This window comes from Arthrobacter sp. P1_H7 (genome assembly GCF_056405215.1).
Map to the genome: position 1 here is coordinate 20,952 of NZ_JBFUCO010000009.1, position 14,866 is coordinate 35,817.

The window sequence follows — 14,866 nt, forward strand, 5'->3', positions numbered from 1 at the left end:
TCTGTGGAGCCGTGACGACGCCGGACGCAGGGCTACTTCTTCAGTTCCGCCACGACAAAATCGATGCACTCGAGCAGTGCCGAGACATCGTCGGGCTCGATCGCCACGAAGGTGGCTATGCGCAGCTGGTTTCGGCCCAGCTTGCGGTACGGCTCGGTATCGACGACGCCGTTGGCGCGGAGCACCTTGGCGATGGCCGAGGCGTCGATCGATTCGTCGAAGTCGATCGTGGCGATCACGTTGGAACGGTCCTCAGCCTTGGCCACGAACGGCGTGGCGTATCCGGACGCCTCGGCCCAGCGGTAGATGCGGCCGGCAGAGTCCGCGGTCCGGCCGGCGGCGAAGTCCAGGCCGCCGTTGGCGTTGAGCCACTGCACCTGGGCATCGAGCGTCACCAGGGTGGCCAGCGCGGGGGTGTTGTAGGTCTGGTTCAGCCGGGAATTGTCGATCGCCGTCTGGAGGTCCAGGAAGTCCGGGATCCAGCGGCCGCCGGCCTTGATCCGTGCCGCCCGCTCCAGCGCCGCCGGGGAGAACAGGCCCAGCCACAGGCCGCCGTCGGACGCGAAGTTCTTCTGCGGCGCAAAGTAGTACACGTCCGACTCCGCCACGTCCACGTCCAGCCCGCCCGCGGCCGAGGTCGCGTCCACCAGCACCAGCGAGCCCTCGTCGGCGCCGGCCACGCGCTGGACGGGTGCGGCAACGCCGGTTGACGTCTCGTTCTGCGGCCACGCGTAGACGTCGACGCCGGCCTCCGCCCGGGCGGTGGGGCGGGTGCCGGGTTCGGCCTTGATGATGGAGGACTCGGCAAGGAAGGGTGCCTTGTTGGTGGCGGAGGCGAACTTTGAGCCGAACTCGCCGAAGGACAGGTGCTGCGCCTTGTTCTCCACGAGCCCGAAGCTGGCAATGTCCCAGAACGCGGTGGATCCGCCGACGCCCAGCACCACTTCATAGCCTTCCGGTGCCCGGAAGAATTCGCTGAGGCCGTTGCGGACCGAGCMGACCAGGTTTTTCACGGGTGCCTGGCGGTGCGAGGTCCCCAACAGCTTCGACGAGGCCGCGGCCAGGGCGTCCATCTGTTCCGGCCGGACTTTCGACGGGCCGGCGCCGAACCGTCCGTCCTTGGGCAGGAGGTTGGCGGGGATCGTGATGCTGGTGTCGCTCACAGTGGCTCCAATTTTCGGCTGGTTCGTAGCGTGGCTGGGAGGTGGCGGGCAGGGATGGCTACCACGGACACCCCTTTTCATTCTGCCTGTTTTATTTTGCCTGACAGCTCCCGGCGATACGGAAAAAGGCCTGTCATAGTCCGGTCATTGAGACACCCGGGGACGGCTGGCCGGCTGGGGCTGGGACAATAGCTCCAGGCCGATCGAAAGATTATCCGGAGTAATTCAAAATAGGCTAGGCTGGCATGCGAACGTACGGCGGTTCCCGCCAGGGCGCATCCTGCATGCAGCCCGCACGCGGTACGGTGGGAATGACGCTAGGACTGCGCTCGAGGAGCTGAGCTGAATGACGGATCTGATCGATACCACGGAGATGTATCTTCGGACCATTCTGGAACTTGAAGAAGAAAACATCGTTGCCCTCCGCGCCCGCATCGCCGAACGGCTCCGCCACTCCGGCCCCACTGTGTCCCAGACCATCGGCCGGATGGAGCGCGACGGGCTGGTGGTTGTTTCCGGCGACCGGCACCTTGAGCTGACGGAAACCGGACGGAAACGCGCAATCGGCGTCATGCGCAAGCACCGTCTGGCCGAACGCCTCCTCGCGGACGTGATCGGGCTCGACTGGGCCTACGTCCATGAGGAAGCGTGCCGCTGGGAGCATGTCATGAGCGAACGCGTCGAGCGCAGAATCTTTGAGATGCTCAACCACCCGACAGTATCGCCCTACGGAAACCCTATTCCAGGGCTTGCGGATCTTGGCGGCGTGCCCAACGGCGCCCCCGTGGACAGGGCCGTGAACCTGCTGGAGGCCATGGCCGGCTACGGTGTGGGCTCCCGGGTTACGGTCAACCGGCTCGCGGAGCCGATCCAGGTGGAGCCGGAGCTTCTGGCCCAGCTCGATGAGGGCGGAATCAGGCCAGGCGCGCTGGTCTCGCTGGAGCGGGTGGGGGAGTACATCTCGGTCCGCGTGCCCGATATCGAAGGTGCCCTGGAGCTGCCGCCCGAGGTTGCCGCGCACGTCTTTGTAACAGTCGCCTGACCAGCCACTCCGCGCCGGTCATGGGACGACCCATGAGTTGTGCACAATTGCGATTACGGATTTATTACCGGGCGGCTTAATCACCTATAGTTAGTGGCCAGTACCGATACCAAAGCGTTACCTGATCCGAAGCCGAACCCTGCCAGCGGATCAGTCGCAGAACCACCTCCTGGCAGGGGCGGGGGAACCACTTTCGGCTGCTACTTCGGCAGCCTTGGGGTGAAGTCCGTCAGCGGCAAGCAGCTTCCACCGAAGGATCCCATGGGGATGCCTCTGTGCCTGGCTGCTTGCAACGGCGGACCGGGTCTTTGATCTCTCTGACCCGAATCCGACAGCTAACTCCGCAGGCCATCCAGAGAGGAACCGTTCTTGACCACCCAGACCGCCAGGGGCCGTCGCCGCGCGACCGGTCCCGCTCCGGAGCCGCGGCCCGTCGTCGCTCACACGGCCGAACGCCCGCGTGACGTGCACCGCGATGAACGGCGTCACCGGCGCAGCCCGTTCCGCCAGGTCACGGACTTTGCCGCGGCCAGCGGAGTCGGGCAGAAGGCCGGGATCGCGCTGGCCGCAACTGGTCTGGTTCTCACCGTGACGGTTCCCGTCACGAGCCCGGTGATGGCTTCGAATCCGGGCGGATCCGGCGCGCTCTCCGCTGCCGTGCAGCCGGATGTCACGGCTGCCGCCGCCGCAAAGGTTGACTTCAACCGCACGGCCGTCACCACGAAGGGCGATCCGGACGGGAAGCTCAAGCAGTTGCTGAGCGCCCAGTCTGTGGGCACCATCACCCGCGCGGCATCGGCGGGCACTCTTGGTGCGCCGCTGGACCAGTTGGTCACGGCCTCACCCTTCGGCTACCGCGTCAGCCCCATCACTGGGGGCGCGGGGGAGTTCCACCGCGGCCAGGATTTCGCCGCCCAGTGCGGCACGGCGGTCCACGCGGCCGCCAGCGGCACCGTGACCTTCAACGGTTGGCATCCCTTCGGCGGCGGAAACCGCGTGGTCATCGATCACGGCAACGGCCTGGAGACCACGTACAACCACCTGTCCTCGGCCTCGGTCCAGGTCGGCCAGAAGGTGTCCCGCGGTGACGTCGTCGCCATGAGCGGGACCACCGGCGCCTCCACGGGCTGCCACCTTCACTTTGAAGTGATGGTCAACGGCGACGTCGTTGATCCGCTCGGCTGGCTCTAAACAAGACGATGGGCTGCTCTCAACTTCCCGTGACACGCCGTGATCTGAATGTGACATTGGATCCGGACTGATGTAGGGTTTGAAGCACGCCAACTTTTCCGAAGTTGGCGCTCTTGAGTGGATTGCCTAGCTCTGCCACCGCTCAAGGTCCGTTCGCATTACATCGTCTGGCAGGGGCGGGGGAACCAATTTTGGCCTTCGAAAGAAGGCCTTGGGGTTAAGTCGCAAAGCTTCCAAGGAAGCAGCGCGGCCGGGTGACTCCCATCCGAATCCGACAGCTCACCTCGTAGGCATTGGGAGAGGCTACTTTCGTGTCTTCACGCCACAATTCTGCGCGCATGCGCACCGGCGAGGCTCTGTCGAGCCCGCTGGAATCCACATCACGTGCCGCCCTTGCCGGCGCCCGGATTGGATCACGTTCCGCAGGCTCAATCTCTACCGAGCCCGGACAGCATGCAGTTTCCGCTTTTGGCGCGTCTTCGCAGTACACCCTTCGCTAAGTAACCCATTTCGGGGCGATCCGGCGTACCCCCAAGATGCCGGAGCGTCCTCAGTCCGTGCCCGAAAGCGCGCGGTCCAAGGATCACGAAAGAGAGAACTTAATGACTACTCGTGCAAACGTTGCACGGCACCGCGCCGAGGTCACCAAGACCAACTCGCTGGCTGTTATTGCTAAGGCTGTCGGCGACAACGCCGGCGGCGTGGGCCGTCAGGCCGCGGTCATCGCCGCAGCTTCCGGTCTGGTACTGACCAGTGGAATCGCAGCCAACGCTGCTGAAACCAATGTTCAGCGCGAATCCACCTCCGCTTCGGCCCTGGAAGTCCAGTCCGCAGCTCCGGCCACCATCTCGGCCGCGTCCACCATCGCGATCTCCTACGAGAAGCCCGCCGTGACCACCACGCCGGCTCCCGTCGTCGAGGCTCCCAAGCCCGTCGTGAAGGTCCAGGACGCTACGGCCTCCCGCGCCGGCGGCACCGAGCTTGGCGTCAGCGGCGGCGTCGCTGCCCAGGCTCCGGCCGGCATCGGAAGCGGCGCTGGCGCGACCATCGCCGCCGCTGCCTACGCACAGATCGGCGTGGCGCAGGACTGCACCGCCCTCGCCACCAACGCACTGGCCGCGGCCGGCATCCACTACCACGGCTGGCCGGCAGGTTACCTGTCCCTGGGCCGCACCGTGAGCGCCGGCGAGGCACGCCCGGGCGACCTCGCCTACTACCAGAACGGCGGCGTGGGCATGGCTCACATCGCGGTCTACGTCGGCAACGGCATGGCAGTGCACGGCGGCTGGAACGGCGGCACCACCGCGCTGTACAGCGTAAACGTCGGCTCCGGCCCGGTCTTCATCCGCGTCGGCGCCTAAGCACGAACCCCGGCTTTTCGAAAGACCCCCGCCTGCAGGCGGGGGTCTTTTGCGTTGCCGCGCAGTGAACTTTCCGCGCCGGGGACTGCGCCGGCGAAAAAATATTCGGTGATCCGGCACTTGAGTGTTTACTCTTGTGTTGTCGATCCATAGCCCGACCATGCAGAGGGCAGCCGGCCCTCGTGCCGCTGGCGGGTGCGGCCGTGAAGAGGTATGCGGATGCGCACTCTCGTTCTGAATGCTGGATATGAACCGCTGGCGGTCATCACCTTCCGCCGGGCGCTTGTCCTTGTCCTGACCGGAAAGGCCAGCGTGGTGGCCGAAGGGGACGACCCCGTGGTCGGCCCCCAGGACATTTTGGGCCGCCCGTCCGTGATCCTGCTGAACCGCTACATCCGGCCCAGGTACAACACGATGACTGCGGTGAGCCGCCGCGGCGTGCTGCGCCGGGATGCCCACCGCTGCGCGTACTGCGGCAAGGCTGCCCACACCATCGACCACATCCAGCCCAAGTCGCGGGGCGGAGCCGACTCCTGGGAGAACCTGGTGGCGGCCTGCCTACGGTGCAACAACGCCAAGAGCGACCATACGCCGGCGGAGATGGGCTGGAAGATCGGTTTTGTTCCGGGCCCGCCAAAGGGCGCCATCTGGCAGATCAAGGAACTCGAGAAGCCGACGCCGGCCTGGGATCCGTTCCTGCTGCCTGAATCGGCTGCCTGACCTGCTGCCTGATCAGCTGGTGAGATTGCTGCCGGCGCGCGTTACGGCTTGCTCGGTGGCGGCCGGCGCCGCGCTACGCTGAACCGATGGAGTTCGATGCCATCATTCTCGCCGGGGGACGGGCCTCCCGCCTCGGCGGCGTGCCCAAATCCGGGCTGATCTTCGACGGGGCCACCCTCCTGGAGCGGTCACTGCGGGCCGCGGGCGCGGCGGCGCGCACCGTCGTCGTCGGCCCCGACCCCGGGGGCCTGCCCGGCGGCGTCCTGACCTGCCGTGAGAACCCGCCCTTCGCGGGGCCGGCCGCAGCCATCGCCGCGGGCCTGGCTGCCCTGGCCGCCGACCGCGCGGGCCGGCGCGCAGCGGCCGCGCCCTTTACCCTGGTTCTGGCGTGCGACATGCCGCGGTCCGCCGACGCGGTCCGCGCCCTGGCTGAGGCGCTGGCCGCGCCTGCCGCAGGTACGCCGGAATGGGACGGGCCCGACGGCGTCATGGCAGTCTCGGCCGACGGCCGGAAGCAGCCGCTCGCGGGCTTTTATGGTACGGCTGTGCTACAACGTTCCGTCGCCGACGCCGCGTCCCGGAACAGGCTGGAAAACGCGTCGGTCTTCACCCTTCTTGCTAGGCTGGACGTGCGGGAAGTTCGCGTTCCGCCGGGTTCCACGGACGACGTCGACACCTGGGATGACGCGTCCGCACTAGGGGTATCCGGCAGGATTCCCGACGGCGGTCCGGGCTCCGGCCCGGCTCTGCGCAGCTGAACTCGACCATGGAGGCAAACGGTGAAAAGCCAGGATGAAACACTGGAAGACTGGTGCCGTGCCCTGCTCCAGGCCCTGGAGCTGGACGACGTTGAGATTGACGTAAATGAGGTCCTCGCCTTGGCCGGCGTGGCCGCCCATTCCGTGGTGCGCCCGGCGGCACCGCTGACCACGTTCATTGCCGGCTTTGCCGCCGGTCTGGCCTCGGGCTCCGGGCAGGCCACGGACGCTGTGTCCATGGAGGCCGCGATGGCCGTGGCCCGCCGGCTCGCCAAGGATTACGCAGCCGCCGAAACTTCCGGGGCATGACGGCTGCGGCCCCGGACGGCAGCGGACCAGCCACCGCCGCAGGTGGAGATGCCGGCAGAGATGGAGGTGGAGATGCAGTCAGAGATGGCGGCCGAGACGGAGTCAGAGACGGCCTCGGCGACCCTCACATCCCGGCGGACCAGGATGCGGCGGGCCAGGATACCGCAGACCAAGATGTAGCGGACCAGGACACCGCGGACCAGGATGCAGCGGCCGAGGACACCGCGGCAGAGCCGCACAGGCACCTGGCCCACACGTGGCAGGAGGCCCGGCAACTCGCGTTCGACTGCGCCGTTCCCATCCCGGCCGCCCCTGTCCCGCTGCGGCAGGCGCTGGGCAGGACCCTCGCGGCGGACGTCGTTGCCCAGCAGGACATGCCCCATTACGCTTCTTCGGCCATGGACGGCTGGGCCGTCAACGGCAGCGGCCCCTGGATCCTGGCCGAACCCGGCCAGCGGCTGGCACCGCATCAGGCCAGCCCGATTGCCACCGGCGGCCTCATCCCGCCCGGGGCCAGGGCGGTGTTGCGCAGCGAAAGCGGCATCATCGGTGCCGACGAGGACGGCCTGCCCGTCCTGAAGCTGGGCGGCACCGCGAAACCAGGAGACCCGCGCAACGGCGACCACATCAGGAAAGCCGGAGAGGAAGCCGCCGCCGGGGACGTCCTGATCCAGCGCGGCACGGTCCTGAACCCCGCCCATCTTGCCCTCGCCGCGCTGGCCGGAAGCGACACTCTTCCCGTGCTCGGCAAGGCCGTAGTGCGCCTCGTCTTCACTGGCTCCGAGGTCGTGACGAGCGGGATGCCGGCACCAGGGCAGGTCCGCGACACCTTCGGACCCCAACTGGCCGCCGTGGTGGGAATGCTCGGCGGAATCTGTACCGAAGAAGTGAAAGTCGGCGACACCTACGCCGAATGGCTCGCCGCGCTCGAGGACACCGATCCTGCTGGTGAAAACCTGCCCGCCGACGTCGTGATCACCACCGGCGGCACGGGACGCTCCGGAACAGACCACCTCCGCCGCTCGGTCGCCGAACTCGGCGGCCGCCTCCTGATCGACGGAATCGCCATGCGGCCGGGCCACCCCGCCGTGCTGGCCGAGCTGCCGGACGGCCGTTACATCCTCGGCCTGCCAGGAAACCCGCTCGCGGCCATGATGGCACTGTCCACGATCGGGGCCCCACTCCTCGCAGCCCTGGGGCACGGCGCGATCCCCCCGCTCAGCGAGGTGCCCTGCGGCTCGACCATTGACGCCGATCCGGGCCGGACCCGGCTCATGCCCTTCCGGCTGCTCTATGGCATGGCATCGCCGGCGCAGCACACCGGCCCGGGAATGATGCGGGGCCTGGCCGGCGCCGACGGTGTGCTGGTGGTCCCGCCCCATGGCGTGCAGCTGGGGGAAGTGGTCCCCGCATTCGCCCTCCCGTGGGGTGCGCCGCTGCCTGACGCTTCGGCAGCGGCCGCCGCGCAGAAGCCGGCGGCGAAACGGACCGCCAGGAAGACCGCGGCCAGCGACGGGCCGGTGGACTGGAGTGCCCTTTTGGGCTGAGTCCCGGCCCGCTGCGCCGGCGTCAGGGCCGGACACGCCATCACAATCAGACACTTACAATGATGGAACAAGCCAAAGATTCAAACAGCCGCAAGATTCAAACAGCGGCAGGACATGTTGCTTAGGAGCACCGGATGGGCCGTGTGACACAGCGCCGCAAGGTGCACAAGATCGTCCTGGACGGGTCCCCGCAGGCCCTCGAATTCCCCGTCCGGCACCGGGAGGACGTCCTTGCCGTCGAGGAACCGCTGGAAATCCGGCTCGGCAACATGTCGTTCTCCGTCACCATGCGAACGCCGGGCAATGACTTCGACCTCGTCGCCGGCTTCCTCGTCTCGGAGGGGATCATCTGGGCTCCCGAACAACTGGTCTCGCTCAGGTTCTGCGCCGGCGAAGACGCCGACGGCATGCAGACGTTCAACGTGGTGGAGGCGCAGCTCCGGCCCGACGTCGTACGGCCCGAGACGGGACGCAACGTCTTCACCTCCAGTTCCTGCGGCATCTGCGGGACGGACTCGATCGATGCCGTGCGGAAGTCCTCGCACTACAGTCCGGCACAGGATCCGCTGACCGTTCCCGTGGAAACGCTGGCGGCCCTCCCGGACGCCCTCCGGTCCGCCCAAGAGGTCTTCGAGGTCACCGGCGGAGTGCACGCCGCCGGACTCTTCAGGATCTCCGACGACGGCTCGGCCGAGTTGCTGTGCCTGCGCGAAGACGTGGGCCGGCACAACGCGGTGGACAAGGTGGTGGGCTGGGCGCTCCGCGAAGGCCTGCTCCCGCTCCGGGGCACCGTGTTGCAGGTGTCCGGCAGGGCATCGTTCGAGCTGGTCCAAAAGGCGGCCCTCGCCGGAATCCCGGTCCTCGCCGCAGTCAGTGCCCCCTCCAGCCTGGCCGTCGAGCTCGCCGAGGCCAGCGGGATGACCCTGGCCGGGTTCAGCCGCGGGACCAGCCTGAACGTGTACGCGGGTCAGCAGCGCGTCGCGGTTCCGGCTCCCGCGGCTGGCTAGCGGCAACAGTTGGCCAACAGGTTCTCCGCGGCGTAAGTTTTATCCATCGATTGGAAATCGATCGGACCCCCCCAGCGCTGAAGAGGATCACATTGCACGACGACCGCCGTCTTACGGAAGTCCGGCTGGACCGCTTTCTGCGTGACCGGATCGGCCCGGCCGTCTACCCGCGCAGCGTGCCGCTGGCACTGAGCAGCTGGGACGCGCCGGACGAACCCGTGCCGGTGCTCGAGGCCCTGCGGCAGGAGTTCGGACCCCAGGAACACGGCGCGGCCTGGGGCCGGCCCTGGAGCACCAAGTGGCTCCGGCTCCGGGGTGAAGTGCCGGACGCCTGGGGAACCTCGGCCGGCACCTCGGTGGAGATCCTCGTGGACCTCGGCTTCAGCGGTGACCTCCCGGGCTTCCAGTGCGAAGGCATTGCCTGGCGGCCCGACGGAACCATCATCAAGGCGATCTCGCCACGGAACCAGTACATCCCGCTCAAGCTCCTGGGCAGTGGCATGGCCGTCGACTTCTACGTCGAAGCCGCGGCCAACCCCGACTTGTCCCAGAACTGGACATTCGCCGCCACCCCCTACGGCGACAAAGCGACGTCGGGCAGCGAGCCGAAGTACCGCCTCGGCAGGATCGCCATCGCCGAACGCAACCAGGCCGTCTGGGAACTGCAGCAGGACATCCTCACGCTCAGCGGGCTCATGCACGAGCTGCCCATGGACCTGCCACGCCGCCACGACATCCTGCGGGCGCTAGAACGCATGCTGGACATCATGGACCCCGACGACGTTGCCGGGACCGCGGAGGCCGGACGGGCCGCCCTGGCCGATGTCCTGTCCCGGCCGGCCTATGCCTCGGCGCACCAGCTCGTGGCCACGGGCCACGCCCACATCGATTCGGCCTGGTTGTGGCCGGTCCGGGAAACCATCCGCAAGTGCGCCCGGACGTTCTCCAACGTCGTCGCGCTGATGGACGAGAATCCAGATTTCGTCTTTTCGTGCTCCTCCGCCCAGCAGCTCGCGTGGATGAAGGAGTACTATCCGGAGCTCTTCGGGCGCATCAGGGACAAGGTCCGGGCCGGCAGGTTCGTTCCCGTCGGCGGGATGTGGGTCGAATCCGACTCCAACATGCCCGGCGGCGAGGCCATGGCACGGCAGTTCCTCGAGGGCAAGAGCTTCTTCCTGGCCGAATTCGGCGTCGATTGCCAGGAGGCGTGGCTGCCGGACACCTTCGGGTATTCGGCGGCTCTGCCGCAGATCATCAAGGCCGCAGGCAGCCGCTGGTTCCTGACCCAGAAGATCTCCTGGAACCAGGTCAACAGGATGCCCCACCACACCTTCAACTGGGAGGGAATCGACGGCACCAGGGTGTTCACCCATTTCCCGCCGGTGGACAGCTACAACTCCGACCTCAGCGCCCGGGACCTGGCGCACGCTGAACGGAACTACCGGGACCACGGACGCGGAGGCACGTCGCTGGTTCCGTTCGGGTACGGCGACGGCGGCGGGGGCCCAACCCGCGAGATGCTGGCTGCAGCGGAGCGCACGGCGGACCTGGAAGGATCCCCGAAGGTGCGGATCGGCTCGGCTGCCAGCTTCTTTAGCCAGGCCCAGGCCGACTATGAACCCCTGCCGGTCTGGGTGGGGGAGATGTACCTGGAACTGCACCGCGGCACCTACACCAGCCAGGCCAAGACCAAGCTGGGGAACAGGCGCAGCGAGCACCTGCTCCGGGAAGCCGAGCTCTGGAGTGCCACCGCGGCTGTGCGGGCCGGGCACAGCTACCCGGCTGCGGAGCTCAAGCGCCTCTGGCGGCTGGTCCTGCTGCAGCAGTTTCACGACATCCTGCCGGGGAGCTCCATCGCGTGGGTCCACCAGGACGCCGAACGGAACTACGCCGCCGTCGAACGGGGGCTGGAAGCGATCATCACGAACGCCGCGGCGGCGGCCCTCGGCGCCGGCAGCCGGGAATTCCTGCTCAACGCGGCCCCGCACGAGCGCCTGGGTGTGCCTGCCCTGGCCGCTGCCGAACCGGTCCGGCCCGGGCGGCCGGTAGGGGTCACCGAGGCCGGCGGCGGCTACATCCTGGACAATGGCATCATCCGGGCCGTGGTGGATGCCAACGGACTGCTGGTCTCCCTCGCGGACCACGCCACCGGACGCGAGGCGATTGCTCCCGGCGAGGTCGGCAACCTCCTCGAGCTGCACCGGGACACGCCCAATGAGTGGGACGCGTGGGACATCGACGCCTTCTACCGCAGGAACGTCGTCCGTCTGGTTGAGGCGCGTTCGGTAACACTGGAGCGCGGCCTCCCGGGCGAAAGCCCGGACGCCGTCGTGGTGGTGGAGCTGATGGCCGGGTCCTCTGCCGTGACCCAACGGATTACGCTCGCGGCGGGTGCAGACTCGCTCGCGATCACCACAGTCGTGGACTGGCAGGAGAGCGAGAAGCTGCTCAAGTTGGGCTTTGCCCTGGATGTCAGGGCGGACCGGTCGGCGGCGGAGACGCAGTTCGGGCACGTGTTCCGCCCCACCCATGTCAACACGTCCTGGGAGGCCGCGAAATTCGAAATCTGCGCCCACCGCTGGATCCACGTCGCCGAGCCAGGCTACGGGGTGGCGATCTCCAACGCTTCCAGCTACGGCCACGACGTCACCCGCAACGTCCGGGAGGACGACGGCGGCACCACCACCACAGTGCGGCTCTCACTCCTGCGCGCACCGAAGTTTCCGGATCCCGGCGCGGACCAGGGCAGGCACGAGCTGCACGTCACGGTCCGTCCGGGCGCCACGATTGCGGCCGCCGTCGAAGAGGGCTACCGCACCAACCTGGCGCCGCGGGTGGTGCGCGGGGCGCACGGGGTGGAACCGCTGGTCACAGTCGTCAACCAGGCCCTTGTCATTGAAGCGGTCAAACTCGCTGAAGACGGTTCCGGAGATGTGATTGTCCGGCTGTACGAAGCGCTGGGGGAGCGGTCCACCGGCGCGGTGAAGGCCAATTTCCCGGTCCGCGGGCTACACGCCGTGGATCTGTTGGAACGGCCCGTCGACGCCCCGGGCGTGACGGCAGGCCGCGATTCGGCCGTGCTTACCCTGCGGCCCTTCCAGCTGGTCACGCTGAGGTTTGTGCGCTGAAAGACCGGGCCGCCTGACACCGCTCCACGCAGGGGAATCCGGCCGGCACTGTCGGGGCATCCGGACGACACTGTCCGGAGCAACCGGAAATACCCTTAAACAGGCTGAGTGGGAGCGGTCCTTCCGGACCGCTACCACTCATCCCCCCAATGGCGCTTGGACGACTGCCTCTGCTTCGCACGGCTGATTTCCGTACACGAAGCGGTTGCCGCTTTCACACATTCATGATTCTTTCACGATCTAATGATTTTGTGAATGCTCTACGTTTCGTTCTTACGGAATGTTGCGCGAGTGTTACCACTTTTTCTTCCCAACGAGCCCCGACGCCCAGAACAGGCCCAGACCCAGGACGTAGCCCACGACGGCCAGATAGTTGACCGTCTGCTGGGCCAGGAGCCAGTCTTCCGGGGCGAAGGAGGCGGGGACGGTGAACGCGGTGGCGAGGGCGCCGAGGCAGGTCAGGAGGGCCCCCGCACGCACGAGCCGCGGCAATTGGCTCCTTGCGGTGGCCAGCAACGCGGGCAGCAGGGCGAGGGAGACAAAGGCAGGATAGGTGCGGCCGGCCGCGGCGTAGAACGGCGCCAGGACTGCATTGGGCCCGCCCTTGTCCGCAATGCCCAGCAGGCCCGACGAGGACCCGCGGGTGTCCATGAGGAAGAAGGTCACCGCCACAACGACGGCGCTGAGAGCCAGGGCCCAACGGCCGGCCGGGCCCGCAATGAAGCGGTAGCCGCGCTCATCCTCCAGTCCCGTCGCCACGCGCAGACCTACCAGCAGGACGGCCGCGAACACGAGGAACCGCAGGAGGAGATGGGTGAGGTTCCATCCCCCCAACGCCCCGTCGATCGCCTCATAGGGGCCGGTCACGGAGAGCAGGCTGCACAGGGTTGCGAGCACCAGGATCCAGAAAACGGCCCTGTTCCGGCCCTGGATCGCATCCGGAACGCGGAGAAGGAGCACCACCGTGCAAGTGATCAGCGTGCCCCACTGGAGGGTTGCCATCATTCTGGGTTCCCCCACGTCGCTTTCCTGGCTCAGCCCCAAGATGGTCAGGCCATGCCAGCTTGCTTCTTCGGCGCCCGCTTCGCAAGTGTCTTGGCCAGCCAGATCAGGGACAGTCCCAGGACCAGGCACAGGACCGCCGAGTAGTTGAAGACGAACTTCATGAATCCCAGGGACGGAGGAATGACCGGGGAGAGCAGGCTGAGGCAGATGGCCACGGTGCCCAGGGCCAGCAACGCCGCGCTGGAGCGCACCAGGGCCGGGAGTCCGCTGCGCAGGGTCCGCACCATGGCCGGAAACAGGGCCGCGGTGATGAATGCCGGGTACAGGCGGCCGGCGGCCCCGTAATACTCCACCAGGGCGGCATTGTGGCCGTCCTTGGCGAACACGGCGACCAGCCCCGCCGAAGAACCGGCCGTGTCCATCATGAGGAAGACCGCCACCACCGCAATGGAGGCGGCTGCGGCGATCGCGATTCCAATGGGACCGGTGATGAGCTTCAGGGCGTCGCACGCGCTGAAGCCCCGGGCCAACCGGATTCCAAGAAAGAAGATGCCGCCGAAGATGACGAAGCGCAGCACCAGGTTGGCGAAGTTCATGCCTCCCAGGACCTGGTCCACGGCCAGATAAGGGGCATCAATGCTGAGCAGGATCGCCACGGTCATGAGCGCAAAGATCCAGAACAGGGACCGGTTTTCACCGCGGAGAACGCTGGGCACGCGGACAAGCGTGACAACGCAGCACAGCGCCAGCGTGGTCCACTGCAGGATCGCGATCATCCGAGGTTCTCCCAAATCTTTTCTGTTTGTGCCTGCTCCTGCTCGTGGCGCCGCAGCGATTTCCCGAGCGCCTGAAGCCGCTCCCCGGCCAGGGAACTAAGTTCACCGTCGGAAAGGGCATCCAAGGCTGCCTGCTTCGCCCCTGGCGTCCAGCCGGCCTCGGCCTCGGTGAGCAGGCCCGTGGCGACGAGCCCGCCCGTGAAGCCTACGCCCGCCGCGCGGGCGGTCGCGACCGCCAGTTCGGGGGAGAGCCGGTTGGCCGTGAGCTGGGCCGAATAATTTTGCGGAGCCACGCCGGTGGCAGCCGAAACCCGGTGACGCAACTCACCGTCGTCAATCGCATCCACCCAGTTCCGGACGGACGTGGCGTGCGGGGCGGGGCTCAACGCAGGAGTCATTGAGCTGCCCTGGTCGCCATAGCCGCCGTAGGCAGGGGAGGACCGGGAAATGACTGCGCGCAACAGGTCCATGGTGGCAACCTGGCTGACGAGTTCGGCCGGCGTGGGTGGCTGCGGCGGGGCGGCCAGCTCCACATAGTGGTCGAAGGACGCGAGCTCCGCCAGCGGGCTCAAGCCCAGGGCGCGGCTAATGCTGACCAGAGTGGTTTCGGCTACTTTTCCGCGCACCAGCTGCTGCGCGAAGGTGGTGCGCTTGATCCCCGAGATTCTGCAGAGATCGGCCGTGCTCGCGGACGGGGCAACGCGGTGAAGCCAGAGTTGGAACGCCTTTGCGGGTAATGGCATCTAGGGCTTCCTGCGGAGTCGGCGGGCAGTATGGCTACTGGCATGCGGTGGGGCAGCGGCGATTGGGGCGGGCGGTGACGGGGGCGTCACGGAGGGGGCTGGGATTTTACGTGAGG

Annotated in this window: 13 protein-coding genes and 2 riboswitches; of the genes, 9 read left to right on the forward strand and 4 right to left on the reverse strand. The window is 67.3% G+C overall.

Features of this window, described 5'->3' with window-relative positions; translation table 11 throughout:
• Nucleotides 1-32: 32 nt before the first annotated feature.
• Nucleotides 33-1,163 carry a phosphoserine transaminase gene (gene serC, locus AC1DXI_RS10355; protein ID WP_476938527.1) on the reverse strand — a complete coding sequence of 377 codons (1,131 nt, stop codon included), beginning with the start codon at nt 1,161-1,163 and terminating at the stop codon, nt 33-35.
• 346 nt (nt 1,164-1,509) lie between these two features.
• Here serC and AC1DXI_RS10360 point away from each other — a divergent pair, with 346 nt between their 5' ends.
• The 9 genes from AC1DXI_RS10360 to AC1DXI_RS10400 all read left to right on the forward strand — a co-directional run bounded on the left by AC1DXI_RS10360 (nt 1,510) and on the right by AC1DXI_RS10400 (nt 12,226).
• The gene (locus AC1DXI_RS10360) at nt 1,510-2,205 is read left to right on the forward strand and encodes an iron-dependent transcriptional repressor DtxR (protein WP_476938528.1); all 696 of its coding nucleotides are present in this window, start codon (nt 1,510-1,512) and stop codon (nt 2,203-2,205) included.
• Nucleotides 2,206-2,355: 150 nt separating this feature from the next.
• A riboswitch (cyclic di-AMP (ydaO/yuaA leader) is annotated at nt 2,356-2,570 on the forward strand.
• 4 nt (nt 2,571-2,574) lie between these two features.
• Nucleotides 2,575-3,396, forward strand: coding sequence for a M23 family metallopeptidase (locus AC1DXI_RS10365; RefSeq protein WP_476938529.1), 822 nt, complete (start codon nt 2,575-2,577; stop codon nt 3,394-3,396).
• A 137-nt stretch (nt 3,397-3,533) separates the two neighbouring features.
• Nucleotides 3,534-3,703, forward strand: a riboswitch (cyclic di-AMP (ydaO/yuaA leader).
• Between the two features lie 295 nt (nt 3,704-3,998).
• Nucleotides 3,999-4,757, forward strand: a complete 759-nt coding sequence (locus tag AC1DXI_RS10370) for an NlpC/P60 family protein (protein WP_018776009.1) — start codon at nt 3,999-4,001, stop codon at nt 4,755-4,757.
• Nucleotides 4,758-4,976: 219 nt separating this feature from the next.
• On the forward strand, nt 4,977-5,477 hold the full coding sequence (locus tag AC1DXI_RS10375) for an HNH endonuclease (RefSeq protein ID WP_026266867.1): 501 nt from the start codon (nt 4,977-4,979) through the stop codon (nt 5,475-5,477).
• Nucleotides 5,478-5,563: 86 nt separating this feature from the next.
• Nucleotides 5,564-6,235 carry a molybdenum cofactor guanylyltransferase gene (gene mobA, locus AC1DXI_RS10380; RefSeq protein ID WP_476938530.1) on the forward strand — a complete coding sequence of 224 codons (672 nt, stop codon included), beginning with the start codon at nt 5,564-5,566 and terminating at the stop codon, nt 6,233-6,235.
• Nucleotides 6,236-6,256: 21 nt separating this feature from the next.
• The gene (locus AC1DXI_RS10385; RefSeq protein ID WP_476938531.1) at nt 6,257-6,544 is read left to right on the forward strand and encodes a DUF6457 domain-containing protein; all 288 of its coding nucleotides are present in this window, start codon (nt 6,257-6,259) and stop codon (nt 6,542-6,544) included.
• A complete protein-coding gene (locus AC1DXI_RS10390) occupies nt 6,541-8,091 on the forward strand; it encodes a molybdopterin molybdotransferase MoeA (protein ID WP_476938532.1) in 1,551 nt (516 codons plus the stop codon). Before AC1DXI_RS10385 ends, AC1DXI_RS10390 begins: the two co-directional genes overlap by 4 nt.
• Before the next feature lie 134 nt (nt 8,092-8,225).
• The gene (fdhD, locus tag AC1DXI_RS10395) at nt 8,226-9,098 is read left to right on the forward strand and encodes a formate dehydrogenase accessory sulfurtransferase FdhD (RefSeq protein ID WP_018776013.1); all 873 of its coding nucleotides are present in this window, start codon (nt 8,226-8,228) and stop codon (nt 9,096-9,098) included.
• Between the two features lie 92 nt (nt 9,099-9,190).
• Complete coding sequence (locus AC1DXI_RS10400; RefSeq protein WP_476938533.1) at nt 9,191-12,226, forward strand: alpha-mannosidase; 3,036 nt, start codon at nt 9,191-9,193, stop codon at nt 12,224-12,226.
• A 294-nt stretch (nt 12,227-12,520) separates the two neighbouring features.
• Here the strand turns inward: AC1DXI_RS10400 and AC1DXI_RS10405 are convergent, their stop codons facing one another.
• From AC1DXI_RS10405 to AC1DXI_RS10415, 3 genes are read right to left on the reverse strand one after another with little or no spacing between them, the layout of a single operon-like run.
• Complete coding sequence (locus AC1DXI_RS10405) at nt 12,521-13,231, reverse strand: hypothetical protein (RefSeq protein WP_476938534.1); 711 nt, start codon at nt 13,229-13,231, stop codon at nt 12,521-12,523.
• Between the two features lie 44 nt (nt 13,232-13,275).
• Nucleotides 13,276-14,007: a hypothetical protein gene (locus tag AC1DXI_RS10410; protein ID WP_476938535.1), complete on the reverse strand. Its 732-nt coding sequence runs from the start codon at nt 14,005-14,007 to the stop codon at nt 13,276-13,278.
• A complete protein-coding gene (locus AC1DXI_RS10415; RefSeq protein WP_476938536.1) occupies nt 14,004-14,750 on the reverse strand; it encodes a hypothetical protein in 747 nt (248 codons plus the stop codon). Before AC1DXI_RS10415 ends, AC1DXI_RS10410 begins: the two co-directional genes overlap by 4 nt.
• Nucleotides 14,751-14,866 lie beyond the last annotated feature (116 nt).